Below are 21,227 nucleotides of genomic sequence, written 5' to 3' on the forward strand. Positions count from 1 at the left end.
GCAGGGGCCGGTCGGTACCGGCCCCTGCCCCGACGTCACGCCCCGGTGGGGCGTCAGCTCTCACCGCTCGTGCCGGAGTGCGCGGCGACACCGGCCTCGGCGCGCTGCGCGGTGGCCGGATCCTTCCACACGTGCACCCGCTGCGCGGGACGCTGCTCCAGCCCGCGCAGCCCGACAGTCGCGCCCAGCGCCTCCGCGTACACCTGGTCGGCGTCCAGACGCCGCAGTTCCTCGGCCAACTCGTCACCGAGGGGCCGGCGGACCAGCGGCAACGTCCGGTCGTCCTGGCCGGTACGCCGGAACACCGCCATGCTGTCCTCGCGGGTCAGCACCAGTTGGTCGCCGTTGGCGCAGCTCAACCGCACCTCCCGCATCCGGGGAAACTCGTCGGAGTCCACCCGCTGCGGGGTGATGCCCAGCCGGCTGGACAGCCACCCGACCATCAGCGACGCCGTCGGGTCGGTGGGCGGCGCGACCACCGTCGCCTCGACGACCCGCTCGCTGGCCGTGTCGAACGCCCCGGCGACCAGGGTCCGCCACGGGGTGATCCTGGTCCACGCCAGGTCCGTGTCGCCGGGTGCGTAGTCCCGGGCACGCTGCCGCAGCGCCTCCACCGGGTCGGCGGCCTGCGCCGAGTCGGTGATCCTGCGGTCGGCGACCACCCCGAGGAAGTCGGTGGCGATCTCCGCCGGCGGCTCGCCGTGCCACCAGGTGACCACCGGCACGTCCGGAACCAGCAGTGGCATCACGACCGACTCGGCGTGCAGGGCCAGCCGGCCGTACATCCGGGTGACCACCGCCTCGCACGGGCCGAGACGGCCACCGACCACGATCTCCGCGTCCAACCGGTTGCGGTCCCGCTCGATCTCGGAGCGAACCACCACCACCAGCCGGCACGGGTGGGCGGCGGCGGCGATCGTCGCCGCCGCCTCCGCCTCACGGACCCGCTTCTCGTCCACCACCACGATGAGCGTGAGCGCCATTCCGCTGGCCACACCGCCGGCGCTGCGCCGCTCGGCGGCGAGCGCCTTGACCACCTCGTTGCCGGTGGTGTCCCACAGCCCGATCATGCTCTTCTCCAAGCGCGGCCCTCGCGGGCCAGCATCTCGTCGGCCGCCCGCGGCCCCCACTCGCCGGCCCGGTACGGCTCCGGCTTGGTGCCCGCCCAGGCATGCTCCAGTGGGTCGATCACCTGCCAGCTCTGCTCGACCTCGGCCGCGTCCGGGAACAGGGTGCGGTCGCCGATCAGCACGTCCAGCACCAGCCGCTCGTACGCCTCGGGGCTGGACTCGGTGAACGCCTCGCCGTACTGGAAGTCCATCGCGATGTCGCGGACCTCCATCGTGGTGCCCGGCACCTTCGAGCCGAACTTGAGCACCACGCCCTCGTCCGGCTGCACCCGGATGACCAACTGGTTGTTGCCCAGCGACTCCATGTCGGCGTCGTTGAACGGCAGGTGCGGTGCCTTCTTGAACATGATGGCGACCTCGGTGACCCGCCGGGGCAGCCGCTTGCCGGCCCGGATGTAGAACGGCACCTCCGCCCACCGGCGGTTCTGGATGCCCAACCGCACCGCCACGTACGTCTCCGTGGTGGAGTCGGTGGGGACGTCCCGCTCCTCCAGGTAGCCGACCGCGCGCTCACCCCCCACCCAGCCGGGCAGGTACTGGCCACGGACGGTGTCCCGGGCCACATCCTTGGGCAGGGTGATCGCCTTGAGCACCTTCAGCTTCTCGGCCCGGATCTCGTCGGCGTCGAAGCTGGTCGGCTCCTCCATCGCCACCAGGGCGAGGAGTTGCAGGAGGTGGTTCTGGAGCACGTCGCGGGCGGTGCCGACGGTGTCGTAGAAGCCGGCACGGGTGCCGATGCCGACATCCTCGGCCATGGTGATCTGCACCGAGTCGACGTACTTGGAATTCCACAGGGGCTCGAACAGGTTGTTGGCGAACCGCAGGGCCAGGATGTTCTGAACTGTCTCCTTGCCCAGGTAGTGGTCGATCCGGAAGACGTCCTCCCGGGTGAACACGTCGTCGACGAGGTCGTTGAGCGACTTCGCCGAGGACAGGTCGTTGCCGAACGGCTTCTCCACCACCACCCGACGCCAACCGCCGGACTTCTCGTTGTCGGCCATCCCGGTGCGGGCCAGTTGCTTGAGCACGACGGGGAACGCGGCCGGCGGGATGGAGAAGTAGAACGCCGCGTTGCCCGCGATGCCGTGGGTCTGGCGCAGGTCGTCGAGCGTCGAGGCGAGCTGGTCGAAGGCGTCGTCGTCGTCGAACGACCCGCCGACGAACTTGATGTTGCCGGCCAGCCGCGCCCACACCTCGTCCCGCCACGGGGTACGCGCGTGCTTGCGGGCGGCCTCGCAGGCCAGGGTCTCGAAGTCGCCGTCGCCCCAGTCGCGGCGGGCGAAGCCGAGCACCACGAAACCGGGCGGCAGCAGCCCCCGGTTGGCCAGGTCGTACACCGCCGGGAGCAGCTTCTTGCGGGCCAGGTCGCCGGTCACCCCGAAGATCACCAGAGCACAGGGCTCCGGGATCCGGGGCAACCGGCGGTCCTGCGCGTCGCGCAGCGGATTCGGCGAGCCACCTTCGGTTCGTGACTGCGGGGCCTGCGACCCCGGCTCGCTCCTCGCGCTCACGGTGCCTCCTTGGTTCGCGACTGCGGGGCTCGCAAACCCGGCTCGCTCCTCGCGCTCACGGTGCCTCCTTGGTTCGCGACTGCGGGGCTCGCAAACCCGGCTCGCTCCTCGCGCTCACGGTGCCCCCTCGCTTCCGCTTCAGTCACGTCGTCCATCCTCAGGCCCGCAGCGCACCGGCGGCGTCGAGCAGTTGGGCGACACCGGCGGCACGGTCGGTCAGATGCAACCGCAGCACCGGCCGCTCCCGCCCGGCGAGCGCCTGCCGGTCCCCGGCGGCCTGCGCCGCCTGCAACACACCGAACGAGTACGGCTTGCCCGGCACCGCCAGGTCCTCGGCGACCGCGCCGGTCACCTGAAGGTAGCTGCCCACCTGGGGCCCGCCCTTGTGGTACTGGCCGGTGGAGTGCAGGAACCGCGGCCCCCAGCCGAAGGTGACCGGCCGCCCGCCCGCCTCGGCGAGCAGCGGCCGCAACCGGGCCGCGTCGGCGTCGGCGAACCGGTCCAGGTACGCCATCACCGCGAGGTAGCCGTCGTCGCCCAGCCCGTCGAGCAGCCAGCGCAGCACCCCGGCCAGGTCACCGGGAGCGCCCTGCGGGGCGTACACCTCGATCGCGCCCTCGGTGAACGACGGCGACTCCGCCGGCAGGCCCGAGGCCAGGATCTTGTTGGTGTTCTCCTTGGACTCGGTGACGTTCGGCTGGTTGAACGGGTCGATACCGAGCACCACGCCGGCCACCGCCGTCGCGTACTCCCAGGCCAGGAACTGCGCGCCCAACGGGCCGTTGACGGCCACGTCCGGGGTGGTGCCGCCACCCGGCGCGTCACCGGGGGCGAGCGAACCGCCGTAGCTGACCGTCAGCACGTCGGCCCCGGTCGCGCCGGGGCTGCCCGGGGACTCCACGACCACCGGGAGGATGCCCACCCCGGCCTTGCCCGTCGACTCGGCGATCAGCTGCTCGGCCCAGTCGCCCAGCCCGTCGATGCCGGAGCCGTCGGAGACCAGGGCCACCTTGTCCCGGGCCAGCGTGGCCGCGGCACCCAGGGCGGCACCCAGCGCCAGCGCCGGATTGTCCCGGTCCGCGCCGAGCGACGCGGCCAGCGCGTCGGCCTGGTCGAGCAACTCCGCGACCTCGACCCCGGCCAGCGCCGAGGGCACCAGGCCGAACGCGGTGAGCGCCGAGTACCGGCCACCCACGTTCGGGTCGGCGAGCACGGTGAACGCGCCCATCTCGGCGGCGGTGGTCTCCAGCGGCGAACCCGGGTCGGTGACGATGACGAAGTGCCGACCGGCCTCCGCCTCGGTCATCCCGGCGTCCAGGAACGCCTGCCAGTAGGCGCGTCGGTGGCTGTCGGTCTCGACCGTCGAGCCGGACTTGCTGGCCACCACCACCACCGTGCGTTCCAGCCGGTCACCGAGCGCCGCCCGGACCTGGCCCGGGTCGGTGGTGTCCAGCACGGTCAGCGGGCGACCCAGGGTCCGAGTGATCACCTCGGGGGCCAGCGACGAGCCGCCCATGCCGGCCAGCACCACGTGGTCCAGGTCGGCCAGCTCCGCTTTCAGCTCGGCCAACTGCGCCAGCAGCTCCCGGCTGCGCCGGTGGGTGTCCACCCAGCCGAGTCGGACCTTCGCCTCGGCCTCGGCGTCCGGACCCCAGAGGCTCGCGTCCTTGCCCGCCAACCTGCCCGGGACGCCGGCCTTGACCAGCGCCTCCCGGGTCGACGCGGGCGCGGACTTGTCGACCGTGTCCGCGCCGTACACGGAGAGCCCGGCAGCGGCCTCCACCGGCCCCGCAGGTAGGTCGCTCATGCCGTCACTCCGCTTCGCTGCGTGCCGTCCTGAGGCACCTTCGCACTGAGCTTGCTGATTCGCTCGCTGCGCTCGCTCATGCCGTCACTCCGCTTCGCTGCGTGCCGTCCTGAGGCACCTTCGCACTGAGCTTGCTGATTCGCTCGCTCATGCGCCACCGGCCTTCTCGGCGCCCTTGGCGTTGCCCTTGGCGGCCTTGTTCGGTGCACCCTTGCCCTCGGCCGCCGCCTTCAGCGACTTACGGACGCCGTCGAGCAGCTCCTGCCAGCTGGCCTCGAACTTCTCCACGCCCTCGCGCTCCAGGGTGGCGATCACGTCGGCCATGTCCACCCCGACCGACTCCAGGTCCGCGAAGACCTTCCGGGCCGCGTCGTAGGCGCCGGTGATGGTGTCACCGCGGGTCTCGCCATGATCGGCGTACGCGTGGATGACCGACTCCGGCATGGTGTTGACCGTGCCGGGGGCGATCAGCTCCTCGACGTAGATCACGTCGCGGTAGTCCGGGTTCTTCGTCGAGGTGGACGCCCACAGCGGCCGCTGCGGGTGCGCGCCGGCGGCGGCGAGCGCCTTCCACCGGTCGGAGGAGAACACCTCGCTGTAGCGCTCGTACGCCAGCTGGGCGTTCGCGATGGCGGCCTTGCCCTTCAGGGCCTTGGCCTGGTCGGAGCCGATCTTCTCGAGCCGCTTGTCGACCTCGGAGTCGACCCGGGAGACGAAGAACGACGCCACCGAGCCGATCTTGGAGAGATCGTGGCCGTTGGCCTTGGCCTGCTCCAGGCCGGCGAGGAACGCCTCCATCACCGCCGAGTAGCGGTCCAGACCGAAGATCAGCGTCACGTTGACGCTGATCCCCTCGGCCAGGGTGTCGGTGATCGCCGACAGGCCCTCCTCGGTGGCCGGGATCTTGATGTAGAGGTTGGGGCGGTCGACAAGCCACCACAGGGCCTTGGCCTCGGCCACCGTCCGGTCGCTGTCGTGCGCCACCCGGGGGTCCACCTCGATGGAGACCCGACCGTCGACGCCGTCGCTGCCGTCGTAGGACGGACGCATCACGTCGCAGGCCCACCGCACGTCGTAGGTGGTGAGCATGCGCACCGACTCCTCGACCTCGATGCCACGGGTGGCGAGGTCGTGCAACTGCCAGTTGTACTCGTCGGCGTCGCTCAGCGCCTTCGCGAAGATCGTCGGGTTGGTGGTGACACCGGCCACGTGCTTCTCGCGGCGGAGCTGGTCCAGCCCGCCGGAGCTCAACCGCACCCGGGAAAGATCGTCGAGCCACACCGCCACGCCCGCGGCGGTCAGCTCATTCAGCTTGTCGGTCATGCCGTCCACGCTCCCTCAGTTGCCGGTGGTGAAACCGGTGATGTCGCCCACCCGGGCCAGCGAGGCGTGCGCCGCCGCCACGATCCGGTCGGGGGTGAACCCGAACTGCTCGAAGAGCACGGTGTGCGGGGCACTCGCCCCGTAGTGCTCCAGGCTGACGCTCTCGCCCAGATCACCGACGACGCCACGCCACGACATCGCGATGCCCGCCTCCACGCTCACCCGTGCCTTTACCCCGCGCGGGAGCACCGACTCCCGGTACGCCTCATCCTGCTCGTAGAACCACTCCTGGCAGGGCATCGAGACGACGCGGGTCGGGGTGCCGTCGGCCTCCAGCCGCTCCCGGGCGGTCAGGCAGAGCTGCACCTCGGAGCCGGTGCCGACGATGATCACCTGCGGCTTGCCGTTGGACGCCTCGGCCAGCACGTACCCGCCCTTGGCCACCCCCTCCGCGCTGCCCAGGACGTCGCGGTCCAGCGTCGGCAGCGGCTGACGGCTCAGCGCCAGCGCGGTGGGCCGGTCGGTGTGCTCCAGCGCCTGCCGCCAGGCCCAGGCCGTCTCGTTGGCGTCCGCCGGACGGACCACGTCCAGGCCCGGAATGGCCCGCAGCGCGGTCAGGTGCTCCACCGGCTGGTGGGTCGGGCCGTCCTCGCCGAGGCCGATCGAGTCGTGCGTCCAGACATAGGTGACGGGCAGCCCCATCAGTGCCGCCAGCCGCACCGACGGGCGCATGTAGTCGCTGAACACCAGGAACGTGCCGCCGTAGGGGCGGGTGCCGCCGTGCAGGGCGATGCCGTTGAGGATCGCGCCCATGGCGTGCTCACGGATGCCGAAGTGCAGGGTGCGGCCGTACTCGTGACCCGGGAAGTCCTTGGTGGCGTGCGTGGCCGGGATGAACGACGGCTCGCCCTTCATGGTGGTGTTGTTGCTCTCGGCCAGGTCGGCCGAACCACCCCACAGCTCCGGCAGCACCGGCGCGAGCGCCTCCAGCACCTTGCCGGACGCGGCCCGGGTGGCCACGCCCTTGGCGTCGGCGGGGAAGACCGGCAGCGCGTCGGCCCAGCCGTCCGGCAGCACCCGGCCGGCCAACCGCTCGTAGAGCGCGGTGCGCTCCGGGTTGGCCTTCTTCCAGGCGTCGAACGCGGTGGTCCACTGCTGCTCGGCCTCGGACCCACGGCCCATCACCGAACGGGCGTGGGCGAGCACGTCCTCGTCGACCTGGAAGGTCTGCTCCGGGTCGAAGCCGAGGATCTGCTTGGTGGCCTTCACCTCGTCGGCGCCGAGCGCCGAGCCGTGGATCTTGCCGGTGTTCTGCTTGTTGGGGGCGGGCCAGCCGATGATGGTGCGCAGCGCGATGAAGGAGGGGCGGGCGGTCTCCGCCCGGGCGGCCACCAGCGCCGCGTACAGCGCCTCCGCGTCCTCGTGGTAGTCGCCCTGGTCGGCGTCGCCGCTACGCCAGTCGACGGTCTGCACGTGCCAGCCGTACGCCTCGTAGCGGGCGGCCACGTCCTCACTCTTGGCGATCCGGGTGTCGTCCTCGATGGAGATCTCGTTGTCGTCGTAGATCACCGTGAGGTTGCCCAGCTGCTGGTGCCCGGCGAGGGCGCTGGCCTCGTGGCTGATGCCCTCCTCGATGTCGCCGTCGGAGACGATGCACCAGATGTCGTGGTCGAAGACCGACGCGCCCGGCTCGGCCTCGGGGTCGAACAGGCCGCGCTCGCGGCGGGCCGCCATGGCCATGCCGACCGCGTTGCCCAGGCCCTGCCCGAGCGGGCCGGTGGTGGTCTCCACGCCCGGGGTGTGCCCGTGCTCGGGGTGACCAGGCGTCTGCGAGCCCCACTGCCGCAGCGACTTGAGGTCGTCCAGGCTCAACGGGTAACCGGACAGGAAGAGCTGGATGTAGAGCGTCAGGCTGGAGTGCCCGGCGGAGAGGACGAACCGGTCCCGGCCGGGCCAGTTCGGGTCGGCCGGGTTGTGCCGCATGACGCGGTTGAAGAGGAGGTACGCCGCGGGCGCGAGGCTCATCGCGGTGCCCGGGTGGCCGTTGCCGGATTTCTCTACGGCGTCCATGGCCAGCACGCGGACGGTATCGACGGCCCGGCGATCGAGGTCGGACCAGTTCAGTGCGGCGGAGTGCTCGGGTCGTTTGGCAGCCACGATGGTTGTGCTCCTCGGCAGATGGGCGGAACCCTCACCGATGACCTTATCGAGCGTCCCTAAACCTGCGCCCGGGGATCTCCGCATGGTGTGTGTGACGTGACGTTCCGGATGCTTGGTTCAACTCGGTGGTGTGACGGCCCGCACCGTTGTCGGGTCGGCCGGGCAGCCAAAACGACAACGCGTAGTGTGTGGGTCGGTGTGCGGGCCCGAGCGGCCCGCCGATCCGATCTCCCCGTGCCGATGCCGGAAGGTGCCAATCCGTGAGCATGATCACCGAGCGCCCCGCGAGCAACCCGGCCGGGCAACACCCGGCACGGGCGGCCGAGGGTCCGGTGACCCGGCGGGACGTGCGTGGGGTCCTCTCGGCGTACGTGGCGCTCACCAAGCCGCGGATCGTCGAGTTGCTGCTGGTCACCACCATCCCGGCGATGATGCTCGCCGACGGCGGGCTCCCGTCGCTGTGGCTGATGGCCGTCGTGCTGATCGGCGGCTCGCTCGCCGCGGGCGCCGCCAGCGTGCTCAACTGCTACATCGACCGGGACATCGACCAGTTGATGCGGCGTACCAAGCGCCGGCCGCTGCCGGCGCACACCGTGTCTCCGCGTAGCGCGCTGGTCTTCGGTCTGGTCCTGGCGGCGGTGTCGATCGCCCTGATGGCGGCGTTCACCAACCTGCTCGCCGCCGGGCTGACCCTCGCCGCGATCGTCTACTACGACGTCATCTACACGCTGTGGCTCAAGCGTTCCACCCCGACCAACACCTTCTGGGGTGGCGCCTGCGGGGCGGCTCCGGTGCTGATCGGCTGGGCGGCGGTGACCGGCTCACTGGCGCCGGCCGCCTGGGGGCTCTTCGCGGTGGTCTTCTTCTGGCAGATGCCGCACTTCTACCCGCTCGCGATGAAGTACAAGGACGACTACGCCCGCGCCGGGATCCCGATGCTGCCGGTGGTGGCCTCCATCCGCCGGGTGAACGCCGAGATCCTGATCTTCGCGTGGCTGACCGTGCTCACCTCCCTCGCGGTCTGGCCGCTGGGGCTCAGCGCGATCTACGGGGTGCCGACCCTGGTGGTGGGTGCCATCTTCGTGGTCGAGGCACACCGGCTCTGCCGGCGCGCGACGCGGGGCGAGGCGGTCAAGCCGATGCGGCTGTTCCACTGGTCCACGACGTACCTGACGATCGTGTTCGCGGCCGTCGCGCTCGACGCGCTGATCTGACCCGTCACCCCGGGCCGCGGCTCTGCCGCCGGGACTCTCCTGACTAATCATGGGCATGGATGAGTTGTCCGGTTTTAACGTCACATCAGAGCAACTTTCAGTATGAGCCGGATCGGCTCAACTGTGCGGGCTCGCGCACGGTTTGGCCGCCCGTTCTGCGGGGGAAAGTCCGGATATAACCGGGCAGGAAACCTATGATCGTTCTCAAACCTGTAGGTAATTGGCATCACAAAAGGTTCATGGTTCTCGCCCGAGAGGGTGCGAGTCTGCTTAGGCTTCGCGTTATGGCAGATGGTTCCGATACGACGATGACGGCCGAGCAGACCGCCGCGGAGCAGGCCCCCCAGGGCCTGGTCGCGGGCCTCAAGGCGTTCGCCGCCGGCCACGGCGGCGCGAAGGCGGTCATCGAGTACGTCGGCAAGCGTGGCGCGCGAATCGTCCTGGTGGGTTCCGACGGCGAGTGGGGCGACCAGTTCGCCGACGACACCGTCACCGCACGGGAGGCGTGCGCCGAGGCGGGAGTCACCGTCGAGAACGCCTGGGAGCGTGAACTGATGGACCAGATGCGCCCGAGCAACGACCTCTGGCGGTCGATGGCCCGGCGCACGATGGCTCGCTGAAATAGACATGTGAATTGACCACCCACCACCAGTCGACCCGGGGGGAACCCCGGGTCGCTCTCGTTACCTGCGCCGACCTCGGCGATCTCGACCCGGACGACCGGCTGGTCCTCGCTCCGCTCACGGCCCGTGGCATCTCCGTCGAGACCGCGGTGTGGGACGACCCCGACGTCGACTGGTCCTCCTACGACCTGGTCCTGCTCCGTTCCCCGTGGGACTATGCGCTACGCCGCGACGAGTTCGTCGCCTGGGCGGCCACCGTCGCGGCGTTGGTCAACCCGGCCGACGTGGTCCGCTGGAACACCGACAAGCGCTACCTCGCCGAGCTGAGCGCCGTCGGGGTGCCGACCGTGCCGACGTCCTGGATCGAACCGGGGGAGAGCTGGCAGCCACCGGCCGAGACCGGCGAGTACGTGGTCAAGCCCGCCGTGAGCGCCGGCAGTCAGAACACCGGCCGCTACGACCTGGCCGACCCGGAACACCGGGACCTGGCCGTCGCACACGTCCGCCGGCTCTCGGACGCCGGCCGGGTGACCATGGTCCAGCCGTACCTGCGCGCCGTCGACACCGAGGGTGAGACCGCGCTGCTCTTCCTGGCCGGCCCGGACGGGCTCACGTTCAGCCACGCGATCCGCAAGGGCCCGATGCTGACCGGTCCGGACCTCGGCCCGGACGGGCTCTACAAGGCCGAGGAGATCACTGCCCGGATCGCCCGGCCCGCCCAACTGGCGGTGGCCGAGAAGACCCTCGCCGCAGTGCCCGGCGGCACGCGGCAACTGCTCTACGCCCGGGTCGACCTGATCCCCGGCCCGGACGGCGAGCCGGTCCTGGTCGAGCTGGAGCTGACCGACCCGTCCCTGTTCATCGGGTACGCGGACGGTGCCCCCGACCGTCTCGCCGCCGCGATCGCCACCCACCTGGCCTGCCGGGCCTGACCCCGCTGCCGGCTGGCCTGCCGGGTCTGACCTTGCTGCTGGCTGGTCTGCCGGGTCTGACCCTGCTGCTGGCCGGCCTGCCGGGTCTGACCCTGCCGCCGAGCCGCCCGGCGACGGTGGCGCAGCCGAGATCCGCCCGCAGAGCCCGGTGAGCGACGCGACTTCGCTGTGATCGACTCGGCTTTCTGCAAGTCGGCCCATCGGACCGGTTCGGACACCGCGACATCAAGAAACCCGAGTCGATCAAGGCCGTGTGGGCGGGCCGGCGGCGCGGGGCGTGCGATGCGCGCGGGGCCTGCGATGCGCGCGGGGCCTGCGATGCGCGCGGGGCGTGCGATGCGCGCGGGGCGTGCGTGCGGTGCTCGCGGGGCGTGCGGGGCGTGCGGTGCTCGCGGGGCGTGCGTGCGGTGCTCCGGGGCGTGCGGTGCGTGCGGTGCTCGCGGTGCGTGCGGTGCGTGCGGTGCGTGCGGTGCGTGCGGTGCGTGCGGTGCTCGCGGTGCGTGCGGTGCGTGCGGTGCGTGCGGTGCGTGCGGTGCTCGCGGTGCGTGCGGTGCGTGCGGTGCGTGCGGTGCGTGCGGTGCGTGCGGTGCGTGCGTGCGGTGCGCGCGGTGCGCGCGGTGCGGCGGGGCGCGCGTGCGGGGCCTCAGACGGTGACCGGGACGGGGGCGGCGTCGGCCGGGGTGGCCTCGGGGGTCGGGGCGACCGGGCGGCGGTCGCGGGTCGACCACTGCACCGAGAGGGTGGCCAGCAGCACCAGGCAGGCGCCGAGCATGTGCGCGCCGACCAGGAATGCCGGCACGTGGGTGAAGTACTGCACGAAGCCGATCACACCCTGGCCCAGCTCCACGGCGACCAGGACGATCGCGGCGCGGGTGGCGCGGCGGGCACCCACGGCACGGAACGCGAAGATCAGCGCCACCGAGAGGCCGACCAGCAGGAAGACCCCGTCGGCGTGTACCTGGGAGATCGACTCCGGGTCCAGTCCGTTGCGGGCCGCGCCGTGGTCGCCGGCGTGTGGACCGCTGCCGGTGACCCAGGTGCCGATGACCAGCACCGCGACGGCGACGCCGGTGGTGACGCGGGCCAGCGCGCGCAGCGCTGGGGGCACCACGGGCACGGTCGGGCCGTCCGGGTCGCCGATGCGCCGCCAGAGGGCGTACGCGGCGGCGAGCACCGCCATCGAGGCCAGGAAGTGCAGCCCGACCACCCAGGGGTTGAGGTTGGTGAGCACGGTGATGCCACCGACCACCGCCTGGGCGGGAATGCCCAGGAACACGGCAACCGCGAGGGCCAACAGCCCGGGTCGGCGCGGTCGGTGGACCAGCACGGCCAGCACGGTGGCCAGCGCGATGAAACCCACCACGAAGGCCAGCAGCCGGTTGCTGAACTCGATCACCCCGTACACACCCATCTCGGGGGTGACGACGTACGAATCGTCGGTGCAGCGGGGCCAGGTGGGACAGCCGAGGCCCGAGGCGGTCAGTCGGACGGCTCCGCCGGTGACGACGATGCCCACGTTCGCGATGATCGAGGCGAGCGCGAGGCGGCGCAGCAGGATGCCGGGGACCGGACGGACGATTCGGTTCACGGCGCAAATCCTACGCACTGTAGTGATCGAGGTTCGTCCGACTCCGTCGGCTCGGTGGTTCGGATCACCGGGGCCCGGGTTTGCGACCCTCCGGGTAATTACGTAACGTTGGCGTTGTGAAAAACGCGGCGGCGCTTCCCGGGCACCAGCCGACGGCTGTCCGGGCCGTCGGTGCGTCCGCGTCCGCGCCGGTCGTGACCGCGTCGGCGGCGCCCGCTGGTGCCACGGCGGCGGAGAGTTCCACCCGTGACCGGGTCACCCAACTGCTGCTGGAGCGGGGTGCGACGACCGCCGCCCAACTCGGCGTGGCCCTCGGGCTCAGCCCGGCGGCGATCCGCCGGCATCTCGACGCGATGCTCGCCGACGGCGACGTGTACGCCCGCGAGCAGGCCGTGCTGGGCAGCCGTGGCCGGGGGCGTCCGGCCAAGGTGTTCATGCTGACCGAGGCCGGCCGGGTTCGCTGTGGCACCCATCACTACGACAACATGGCCACCGCCGCGCTGCGGTGGATCGCCCGCGGCGGCGGGTCGGACGCGGTCGAGGCGTTCGCCACCGAGCAGGTCTCCGCTCTGGAGTCGCGCTGCCGGGCGGCCATGGAGGACGCCGGCGACGACCCACTCGCGCGAGCCGAGGCACTCGCCGCGGCGCTCACCGCCGAGGGTTACGCTGCCAACGCGACCACGATCGCCTCCGGCGGTCAGCTCTGCCAGCACCATTGTCCGGTGGCGCACGTGGCCGCCGAGTTTCCTCAGCTGTGCGAGGCCGAGACCGCGGTGATCTCCCGTCTGGTCGGCACCCACGTGCAGCGCCTTGCCACCATCGCGCACGGCGACGGGGTGTGCACCACGCACATTCCGACCCAGCCGGGGCGTGCTCAATCCGGTAATCCCGTCACCACTGTGAGGACAGATAGATGACCGAGCAGATCGTCCAGCCCCTGACCCAGGAAGAGCAGCTCGCCGCCCTGGGCCGGTACGAGTACGGCTGGTCCGACCCGGACGCCGCCGGGGCGGTCGCCCAGCGCGGCATCAACGAGGCGGTGGTGCGGGACATCTCGGCCAAGAAGAACGAGCCGGCGTGGATGCTCGACCTGCGGCTGAAGGGTCTGCGGCTGTTCGGCCGCAAGCCGATGCCGGCCTGGGGCGCGGACCTCACCGGCATCGACTTCGACAACATCAAGTACTTCGTGCGGTCCACCGAGAAGCAGGCCACCAGCTGGGAGGACCTGCCCGAGGACATCAAGAACACCTACGACCGGCTGGGCATCCCGGAGGCGGAGAAGCAGCGCCTGGTCGCCGGTGTCGCGGCGCAGTACGAGTCCGAGGTCGTCTACCACAAGATCCGTGAGGATCTTGAGGAGCAGGGCGTCCTCTTCCTGGACACCGACACCGCGCTGCGCGAGCACGAGGACGTCTTCAAGGAGTACTTCGGCACGGTGATCCCGGTCGGCGACAACAAGTTCGCCGCCCTGAACACCTCCGTGTGGTCCGGCGGCTCGTTCATCTACGTGCCGAAGGGTGTGCACGTGGAGATCCCGCTGCAGGCCTACTTCCGGATCAACACCGAGAACATGGGCCAGTTCGAGCGGACGCTGATCATCGTCGACGAGGGTGCGTACGTGCACTACGTCGAGGGCTGCACCGCGCCGCTCTACTCCTCCGACTCGCTGCACAGCGCGGTCGTGGAGATCATCGTGAAGAAGAACGCGCGCTGCCGCTACACGACCATCCAGAACTGGTCGAACAACGTCTACAACCTGGTCACCAAGCGCGCCGTCTGCCACGAGGGCGCGACCATGGAGTGGGTCGACGGCAACATCGGCTCCAAGGTGACCATGAAGTACCCGGCGGTCTACATGACCGGCGAGCACGCCAAGGGCGAGGTGCTCTCGGTGGCGATGGCCGGCGAGGGCCAGCACCAGGACGCCGGCGCCAAGATGGTGCACGCCGCGCCGCACACCTCCTCGTCCATCATCTCCAAGTCGATCGCCCGGGGCGGCGGCCGCACCTCGTACCGTGGCCTGGTCCAGGTGCTGGAGGGTTCGCACCACAGCCGCAGCACGGTCAAGTGCGACGCGCTGCTGGTGGACACCATCTCCCGCTCGGACACCTACCCGTACGTCGACATCCGCGAGGACGACGTGTCGATGGGGCACGAGGCGACCGTCTCCAAGATCAGCGACGACCAGCTCTTCTACCTGATGAGCCGGGGCCTGAGCGAGGACGAGGCGATGGCCATGATCGTGCGCGGCTTCATCGAGCCGATCGCCAAGGAGCTCCCGATGGAGTACGCCCTGGAGCTCAACCGCCTGATCGAGCTTCAGATGGAGGGCGCGGTCGGCTGACGCCGCCACTCCCGCGGGGCGGGCCGGAACGTCGGCCCGCCACACCAGGCCCCACCTCGTCGTCACGGAAACAGACAGACCAAGGAAGACATGACTACCCAGGCTTCCGCGCCGCCTCCCAGCACCAAGTCGCAGGCGCTGCGCTCGTACGACGTCGCCGACTTCCCGGCCCTCACCGGCCTGGAGGAGGAGTGGCGTTTCACCCCGCTCAAGCGCCTCCGCGGCCTGACCACCGAGGCGCCGGCCGCGGCCGGCGCGGTCCGGCACGAGTACGGTGACCTGCCCGAGGGCGTCGCCATCACCCGGGTCGGCCGTGACGACGACCGGATCGGCAGTGTGCTGACCCCGGTCGACCGGGTCAGCGCGCTGGCCTACGGTGCCGCCGCCGACGCCCTGCTGCTGCGGGTGGCCCCCGACGTGGTGCTCGGTGAGCCGGTGCGGCTGCGGGTGGTCGGCGAGGGCGTCGGGCAGCCGGCGTTCGGTCACACCTTCGTCGAGGTGGGCCGGTTCGCCGAGGCGACGGTGGTGGTGGAGCACGTCGGGTCGGCCACCCTGGCCGACAACGTCGAGGTGGCCGTGACCGACGGCGCGAAGTTGACGCTCGTCACGATCGCCGACTGGGCCGACGACGCGGTCCAGGCCCAGCACCTGAAGATCAAGCTGGGCCGGGACGCCAAGGTCATCCACATCCAGGTGTCCCTGGGTGGCGACCTGGTCCGGCAGTTCACCAGCGTGGAATACACCGGTCGGGGTGGCGAGGCCGAGCTGTACGGCGTCTACTTCGCCGACTCCGGCCAGCACCTGGAGCACCGGCAGTTGGTCGACCACTCCGTGCCGGACTGCCGCAGCTACGTCGGCTACCGGGGCGCCCTGCAGGGCGAGAGCGCGCACACCGTCTGGGTCGGTGACGTGCTGATCCGGGCCGAGGCGACCGGCACCGACACGTACGAGATCAACCGGAACCTGCTGCTCACCGACGGCGCGCGGGCGGACTCCGTACCCAATCTGGAGATCGAGACCGGCGAGATCGCCGGCGCCGGCCACGCCAGCGCGACCGGCCGCTTCGACGACGAGCAGTTGTTCTACCTGATGGCCCGGGGCATTCCGGAGAGTGAGGCCCGCCGGCTGGTGGTCCGTGGTTTCTTCGCCGAGCTGATCAACAAGATCCCGGTGGAGTCGCTGCGCGAGAGCCTCGGCGACGCGATCGAGGCCCGGCTGACCAAGGCGGGCGCCTGATGATCCGGATCTGCTCGACCGAGGACGTGCCGAAGGGCACCGCGATCAGCGCGGACGTCGACGGCACCCCGATCGCGCTGGTGCACGGCGAGGACGGCGAGTTCTACGCCGCCTACGACGAGTGCTCGCACGCCTCGGTCGCCCTCTCCGAGGGCGAGGTCGACGGCTGCACGCTGGAGTGCTGGCTGCACGGGTCGCGCTTTGACCTGCGCACCGGGCAGCCTTCCGGTCTGCCGGCCACCGAACCCGTCCCCGTCTACCCCGTCGAAGTCCGCGACGGCGACATCTACCTCAGCCTGACGCCGAGTAATGGAGTGACCCGATAATGAGCACCCTGGAGATCCGCGACCTGAAGGTGTCGGTCAAGCTGCCCGAGGGTGAGCTCAAGCCGATCCTGGCCGGCGTCGACCTGACCGTGAAGTCGGGCGAAACCCACGCGATCATGGGCCCGAACGGTTCCGGCAAGTCCACGCTTGCGTACTCGATCGCCGGTCACCCCAAGTACGAGATCACCGGCGGCTCGGTGACCCTCGACGGCGAGGACGTGCTCGCCATGACCGTCGACGAGCGCGCCCGCGCCGGCCTGTTCCTGGCCATGCAGTACCCGGTCGAGGTGCCCGGCGTCTCGGTGGCCAACTTCCTGCGGACCGCGAAGACCGCCATCGACGGCGAGGCGCCCAAGCTGCGCACCTGGGGTGGCGAGCTGCGCGGCGCGATGGAGCGCCTCCAGATGGACCCGGCGTTCGCCCAGCGCAACGTCAACGAGGGCTTCTCCGGCGGTGAGAAGAAGCGGCACGAGATCGTCCAACTGGAGCTGCTCAAGCCGAAGATCGCCGTCCTCGACGAGACCGACTCCGGCCTCGACGTGGACGCGCTGCGCGTGGTCAGCGAGGGCGTCAACCGGGTCCGCGACACCGGCGACACCGGCGTGCTGCTGATCACCCACTACACGCGGATCCTGCGCTACATCAAGCCGGACTTCGTGCACGTGTTCGTGGCCGGCCGGATCGTCGAGCAGGGCGGCCCGGAGCTGGCCGACAAGCTTGAGGCCGAGGGCTACGAGCGGTACGCCGCCGGGGCCGGCACGGCCAAGGCCTGAGCGGGAGAGGCGCTGCCGAGATGACCAGCATCGCGATCCCCGCGGGGATGCCGCAGTACGACGACGTGCCGCGTTTCGACGTGGCCCGGGTGCGTGCCGACTTCCCGATCCTCGATCGGGAGATCAACGGGCACCCGCTGGTCTATCTCGACAGCGCCAACACCTCGCACAAGCCACGCCAGGTGCTCGACGTGCTCGACGAGCACTACGCGCGGCACAACGCCAACGTGTCGCGCTCGGTGCACACCCTGGGCACCGAGGCCACCGAGGCGTACGAGGGGGCGCGGGCCAAGATAGCCGCGTTCGTCAACGCGCCGAGCGTCGACGAGGTGGTGTTCACCAAGAACTCCACCGAGGCGATCAACATCGTGGCGTACGCCTTCTCGAACGCCTCGCTGCGCGCGGACGGTGACCCCCGGTTCCGGCTCGGTCCGGGCGACGAGGTGGTGATCTCCGAGATGGAGCACCACTCGAACATCGTCCCGTGGCAGCTGCTCTGCGAGCGCACCGGCGCGACCCTGCGCTGGTTCCCCGTCACCGAGCAGGGCCGACTGGACGAGTCGGGCCTGAACGAGCTGGTCACCGAACGGACGAAGATCGTCTCGCTGGTGCACATGTCCAACATCCTCGGCACCGTCAACGCCACCTCCCGCATCACCGCGCGGGTCCGCGAGGTGGGCGCGTTGCTGCTGCTGGACTGCTCACAGTCGGTGCCGCACCTGCCCATCGACGTGGTCGACCTGGACGCCGACTACATCGTCTTCACCGGTCACAAGATGCTCGGCCCGACCGGCATCGGCGTGCTCTGGGGTCGGGGTGAGCTGCTGGCGGCCATGCCGCCGGTGTTCGGTGGCGGTTCGATGATCGAGACGGTCACCATGGCCCGCTCGACGTTCGCCGCGCCGCCGGCCCGGTTCGAGGCGGGCACCCCGCCGATCGCCGAGGCGGTCGCGCTCGGCGCGGCTGTGGACTACCTCACCGGCATCGGTATGCGGGGCATCCAGTGGCACGAGAAGGAGCTGACGGCGTACGCGTTGGACGCCCTCGGCACGGTGCCCGACCTGCGGATCTTCGGCCCGACCGTGCCGATCGGCCGGGGCGGCACCATCTCGTTCGCGCTCGGTGACGTGCACCCGCACGACGTGGGTCAGGTGCTCGACTCGCTCGGCGTGCAGGTGCGCGTGGGCCACCACTGTGCCAAGCCGGTGTGCAGTCGGTTCGGTGTCCCGGCGATGACCCGGGCCTCGTTCTACCTCTACACCACCACCGAGGAGATCGACGCTCTGGTGGCCGGTCTGGAGCAGGTGCGGAAGGTGTTCGACTGATGGTGCAGCTCGACCAGCTCTACCAGGAGATCATCCTGGACCACTACAAGCGCCCGCACGGTCGTGGCCTGCGCGACGCCGACGACCCGGCGGACCGGGTCGGGGAAGCGCACCACGTCAACCCCACCTGCGGCGACGAGGTCACCGTCCGGGTGGCCACCGACGGCACGGTGCTGCACGACATCTCGTACGACGGCATGGGCTGCTCGATCAGCCAGGCCTCGGCGAGCGTGCTGCACGAGTTGCTGCGCGGCCGGGGCGCCGGGGAAGCTTTCGAGGTGCACGAGGCGTTCGTGGAGTTGATGTCCGGGCGTGGCCAGGTCACGCCGGACGAGGACGTGCTCGGTGACGGGGTTGCTTTCGCGGGTGTGGCCCGCTATCCCGCCCGGGTCAAGTGCGCGCTGCTGCCGTGGATGGCGTTCAAGGACGCCGCGGCACGCGCCGGTGTGGGCGTGAGCCCGGAGGTGAAGGCATGAGCGAGCGTCAGCGAGCGAGCCAGTGGTGCGGCGCGGTGGTGCCTCATGGCGTTACGAAGCGAAGCGGAGTGAAGGCATGAGCAGCGAGAACACGGCTACTGCGGCGACGCCGGAGGCCGATGACGCCGTAGTGGCGCAGACCGATGCGGTGACGCCGGATGCCGGCGATGCCGCCGTCCCGGCGGGCGATGCTGCTGCCCAGGCGGGCGATGCGGCCGTCCCGGCGGGCGGTGTCAGTAAGGCCATGCTCGCCGACATCGAGGAGGCGATGAAGGACGTCGTCGACCCGGAGCTCGGCATCAACGTGGTCGACCTGGGCCTGGTGTACGGCGTCCACGTCGACGACGAGAACGTCGCCACCCTGGACATGACGCTCACCTCGGCGGCCTGCCCGCTGACCGACGTGATCGAGGACCAGGCCCGGCAGGCGCTGACCACCGGCCCCGGCGGTGGCCTGGTCAACGACATCCGGATCAACTGGGTGTGGCTCCCGCCGTGGGGCCCGGACAAGATCACCGACGAGGGTCGGGACCAGCTCCGGTCCCTCGGCTTCAACGTCTGACCCGACTCCGTTCCACCTTCGTCGAGCGCGGCGCCCATTCGGGTGCCGCGCTCGATCTGTGATGCCTCGACGCGCTCCATTAGTGGAACGGATCGTTCCGGTCTGATAGGCTGAATTACAGAACGGAGCGGAACATTCCGTTCAGGGGGTGAGCGGAATCGCTCACGTGACGGGTTCGGCGGAGAGGGTCGGGACAATGGGTGAGATGGCAGCGGGACAGTGGCGGATCGTGCTCGACGAGGCGCACAGGGCGCTCCGGACGACCGCCGAGGGAATCCCGGCAGACGCGTGGGACCTGCCCACCCCGTGCGAGCGGTGGACGGTCACGCAGGTGCTTCAGCACGCAACAGGCGACCAGATCGCCTTCGCGGCGGCGATCGTCGGCGGGGCGGGGCCATCGGAGGACCCGTTCGCGCCCTCCGGTCGGATCGAGGGTGACAAGCTGACCGGGCTGCGCGCCGCCCTCGACGCGTCCGCCCGCGCCTGGGCGGGCGTCGCCGACGACGATCCGCAGGTGCGGACGCCGCTGCCCCTGGGTGCGCTGCCGGCCGAGGTGGGTGCCGTCGCGTGCGCCCTCGACGCGGCGGTGCACGCCTGGGACATCGCGGCGGCCACCGGCCAGCCGTCCCCGCTCCACGACGACCTCGCCCGCCCCCTGCTGGAGATCGCCCGGCAGGTCGTCGAGCCGTTGCGGAACTACGGCGCGTACGCCCCGGCGCTCGACGCCGGCGCGGAGGCCGACGACGTCAGCGCCCTGCTCTCCTACCTCGGCCGCGACCCCCAGTGGCCCGGCGTGCGGCTCTGAACGCGCGACCGACCCCGGAACAACCCAAGATCGCGCTCGATCATTGATGTAGTGCCCTCGGTGCGATGCCGAGGCCACTACATCCTGGTTGGAGCGTGACCTTGGCGCGCTGGGTGCCCGGTGCGCGGGGGCGCGGGGGCGCGGGGCGTGGGGCGCGAGGGTGTGGGGGCGCGGGGAAATCCGGTGGCGGGGACACTGCCTCGGCGCGGAGGATGCGTGTGTGATCGAGGCGTACCCGATGCAGGTTTCTGTCCGTGCGGCGACTGCCGTGCGGCGACAGCGGCCGCTGATGGGACGAGCCTCGACCCGCCGCCGACGTCCGTGACCGGGGCGTTCCTCGCCGGCGTGGTCGCCGGCTACGGCGTTGCCATCCCGGTCGGCGCGATCGCGATCCTCATCCTGGGGCTCAGTGCCCGTACCTCGTTCCGGGTCGGTGCGGCCGCGGCGCTCGCCGTGGCGACGGCCGACGGGCTCTACGCGGCCGTCGCCACGCTCGGCGGCGCTGGCCTGGCCGACGTCATCGCGCCGCTCGCCGGGCCGCTGCGGGTCGTCGCCGCCGTGGTCCTGCTGGGGCTCGCCGGGCACGGCCTCTGGCGGACGTGGTCCGCGCACCGGTCGCGGCGACCGCCGACCGCACACGCCGGCCGGGGTATGAGTACCCCGGGGCGGGCCTACGCGGCGCTGCTCGGGCTGACCCTGCTGAACCCGATGACGGTGCTCTACTTCACCGCCCTGGTGCTCGGCCGTGGGGACACGGCCGACGCGGGCGTGGTCTCCGTGGCGCTGTTCGTGGCCGGGGTGTTCCTCGCGTCGGCAAGCTGGCAGTTGGTCATCGCCGGCGGTGGCACGGTGGTCGGCCGGGCGCTGACCGGGCCGCGTGGTCGGCTGGTCACCGGCCTGCTCTCCAGCGCGCTCATCGCCGCGCTGGCAGTGGCCGCGGTGCTGCCGGGCTGACCGGTCACCGCCGGCCGCCTGACCGCGCCGGGCCTACCGGTCGCCTGACCGCGCCGGGCCTACCGGTCGCCTGACCGCGCCGGGCCTACCGGTCGCCTGACCGCGCCGGGCCTACCGGTCGCCTGACCGCGCCGGGCC

General features: G+C 71.1%; 19 protein-coding genes. 13 read left to right on the forward strand and 6 right to left on the reverse strand.

Annotated elements, in window-relative coordinates:
• Positions 1 to 53: 53 nt before the first annotated feature.
• From ACGFIW_RS22760 to tkt, 5 genes are all read right to left on the reverse strand, one after another.
• Complete coding sequence (locus tag ACGFIW_RS22760) at positions 54 to 1,070, reverse strand: glucose-6-phosphate dehydrogenase assembly protein OpcA (protein WP_393318993.1); 1,017 nt, start codon at positions 1,068 to 1,070, stop codon at positions 54 to 56.
• Entirely contained in the window at positions 1,067 to 2,572 is a 1,506-nt protein-coding gene (gene zwf / locus ACGFIW_RS22765; protein WP_393319432.1) for a glucose-6-phosphate dehydrogenase, read from the reverse strand. Before zwf ends, ACGFIW_RS22760 begins: the two co-directional genes overlap by 4 nt.
• A 226-nt stretch (positions 2,573 to 2,798) precedes the next feature.
• Positions 2,799 to 4,448, reverse strand: a complete 1,650-nt coding sequence (locus ACGFIW_RS22770; protein ID WP_393318996.1) for a glucose-6-phosphate isomerase — start codon at positions 4,446 to 4,448, stop codon at positions 2,799 to 2,801.
• 147 nt (positions 4,449 to 4,595) lie between these two features.
• Positions 4,596 to 5,771, reverse strand: a complete 1,176-nt coding sequence (gene tal, locus ACGFIW_RS22775) for a transaldolase (protein ID WP_393318999.1) — start codon at positions 5,769 to 5,771, stop codon at positions 4,596 to 4,598.
• Positions 5,772 to 5,786: 15 nt separating this feature from the next.
• Entirely contained in the window at positions 5,787 to 7,928 is a 2,142-nt protein-coding gene (tkt, locus tag ACGFIW_RS22780) for a transketolase (RefSeq protein ID WP_393319002.1), read from the reverse strand.
• A 263-nt stretch (positions 7,929 to 8,191) separates the two neighbouring features.
• On the opposite strand from tkt, the gene ACGFIW_RS22785 reads away from it, so the two are divergent.
• From ACGFIW_RS22785 to ACGFIW_RS22795, 3 genes are all read left to right on the forward strand, one after another.
• Complete coding sequence (locus ACGFIW_RS22785) at positions 8,192 to 9,145, forward strand: heme o synthase (RefSeq protein ID WP_393319004.1); 954 nt, start codon at positions 8,192 to 8,194, stop codon at positions 9,143 to 9,145.
• A gap of 284 nt (positions 9,146 to 9,429) precedes the next feature.
• Positions 9,430 to 9,765, forward strand: coding sequence for a hypothetical protein (locus ACGFIW_RS22790; RefSeq protein ID WP_357069825.1), 336 nt, complete (start codon positions 9,430 to 9,432; stop codon positions 9,763 to 9,765).
• 14 nt (positions 9,766 to 9,779) lie between these two features.
• Positions 9,780 to 10,700, forward strand: a complete 921-nt coding sequence (locus tag ACGFIW_RS22795; protein ID WP_393319008.1) for a RimK family alpha-L-glutamate ligase — start codon at positions 9,780 to 9,782, stop codon at positions 10,698 to 10,700.
• 643 nt (positions 10,701 to 11,343) lie between these two features.
• Here ACGFIW_RS22795 and ACGFIW_RS22800 read toward each other — a convergent pair.
• Positions 11,344 to 12,288 (reverse strand): heme A synthase, encoded by a 945-nt coding sequence (locus tag ACGFIW_RS22800; RefSeq protein WP_393319011.1) that lies wholly within the window; start codon positions 12,286 to 12,288, stop codon positions 11,344 to 11,346.
• 116 nt (positions 12,289 to 12,404) lie between these two features.
• Here ACGFIW_RS22800 and ACGFIW_RS22805 point away from each other — a divergent pair, with 116 nt between their 5' ends.
• From ACGFIW_RS22805 to ACGFIW_RS22850, 10 genes are all read left to right on the forward strand, one after another.
• Positions 12,405 to 13,205, forward strand: a complete 801-nt coding sequence (locus ACGFIW_RS22805; RefSeq protein ID WP_393319014.1) for a helix-turn-helix transcriptional regulator — start codon at positions 12,405 to 12,407, stop codon at positions 13,203 to 13,205.
• Entirely contained in the window at positions 13,202 to 14,632 is a 1,431-nt protein-coding gene (gene sufB / locus ACGFIW_RS22810) for a Fe-S cluster assembly protein SufB (RefSeq protein ID WP_234588434.1), read from the forward strand. The genes ACGFIW_RS22805 and sufB overlap by 4 nt, the downstream gene beginning before the upstream one ends.
• A gap of 90 nt (positions 14,633 to 14,722) precedes the next feature.
• Entirely contained in the window at positions 14,723 to 15,868 is a 1,146-nt protein-coding gene (sufD, locus tag ACGFIW_RS22815; RefSeq protein ID WP_393319018.1) for a Fe-S cluster assembly protein SufD, read from the forward strand.
• Complete coding sequence (locus ACGFIW_RS22820) at positions 15,868 to 16,194, forward strand: non-heme iron oxygenase ferredoxin subunit (RefSeq protein WP_109820754.1); 327 nt, start codon at positions 15,868 to 15,870, stop codon at positions 16,192 to 16,194. Before sufD ends, ACGFIW_RS22820 begins: the two co-directional genes overlap by 1 nt.
• Positions 16,194 to 16,967 carry a Fe-S cluster assembly ATPase SufC gene (gene sufC, locus ACGFIW_RS22825; protein WP_234588431.1) on the forward strand — a complete coding sequence of 258 codons (774 nt, stop codon included), beginning with the start codon at positions 16,194 to 16,196 and terminating at the stop codon, positions 16,965 to 16,967. Before ACGFIW_RS22820 ends, sufC begins: the two co-directional genes overlap by 1 nt.
• A gap of 20 nt (positions 16,968 to 16,987) precedes the next feature.
• Positions 16,988 to 18,292 carry a cysteine desulfurase gene (locus tag ACGFIW_RS22830; RefSeq protein WP_393319022.1) on the forward strand — a complete coding sequence of 435 codons (1,305 nt, stop codon included), beginning with the start codon at positions 16,988 to 16,990 and terminating at the stop codon, positions 18,290 to 18,292.
• A gap of 2 nt (positions 18,293 to 18,294) precedes the next feature.
• Positions 18,295 to 18,768, forward strand: coding sequence for a Fe-S cluster assembly sulfur transfer protein SufU (gene sufU, locus ACGFIW_RS22835; RefSeq protein ID WP_393319435.1), 474 nt, complete (start codon positions 18,295 to 18,297; stop codon positions 18,766 to 18,768).
• A 76-nt stretch (positions 18,769 to 18,844) separates the two neighbouring features.
• Positions 18,845 to 19,330 carry a metal-sulfur cluster assembly factor gene (locus ACGFIW_RS22840; protein WP_393319025.1) on the forward strand — a complete coding sequence of 162 codons (486 nt, stop codon included), beginning with the start codon at positions 18,845 to 18,847 and terminating at the stop codon, positions 19,328 to 19,330.
• Between the two features lie 205 nt (positions 19,331 to 19,535).
• Positions 19,536 to 20,135 carry a TIGR03086 family metal-binding protein gene (locus tag ACGFIW_RS22845; RefSeq protein WP_393319028.1) on the forward strand — a complete coding sequence of 200 codons (600 nt, stop codon included), beginning with the start codon at positions 19,536 to 19,538 and terminating at the stop codon, positions 20,133 to 20,135.
• A gap of 321 nt (positions 20,136 to 20,456) precedes the next feature.
• Positions 20,457 to 21,089, forward strand: coding sequence for a LysE family transporter (locus ACGFIW_RS22850; RefSeq protein ID WP_393319031.1), 633 nt, complete (start codon positions 20,457 to 20,459; stop codon positions 21,087 to 21,089).
• Positions 21,090 to 21,227: the final 138 nt, after the last annotated feature.

This window comes from Micromonospora sp. NPDC048935, assembly GCF_043197875.1.
GTDB lineage: Bacteria > Actinomycetota > Actinomycetes > Mycobacteriales > Micromonosporaceae > Micromonospora.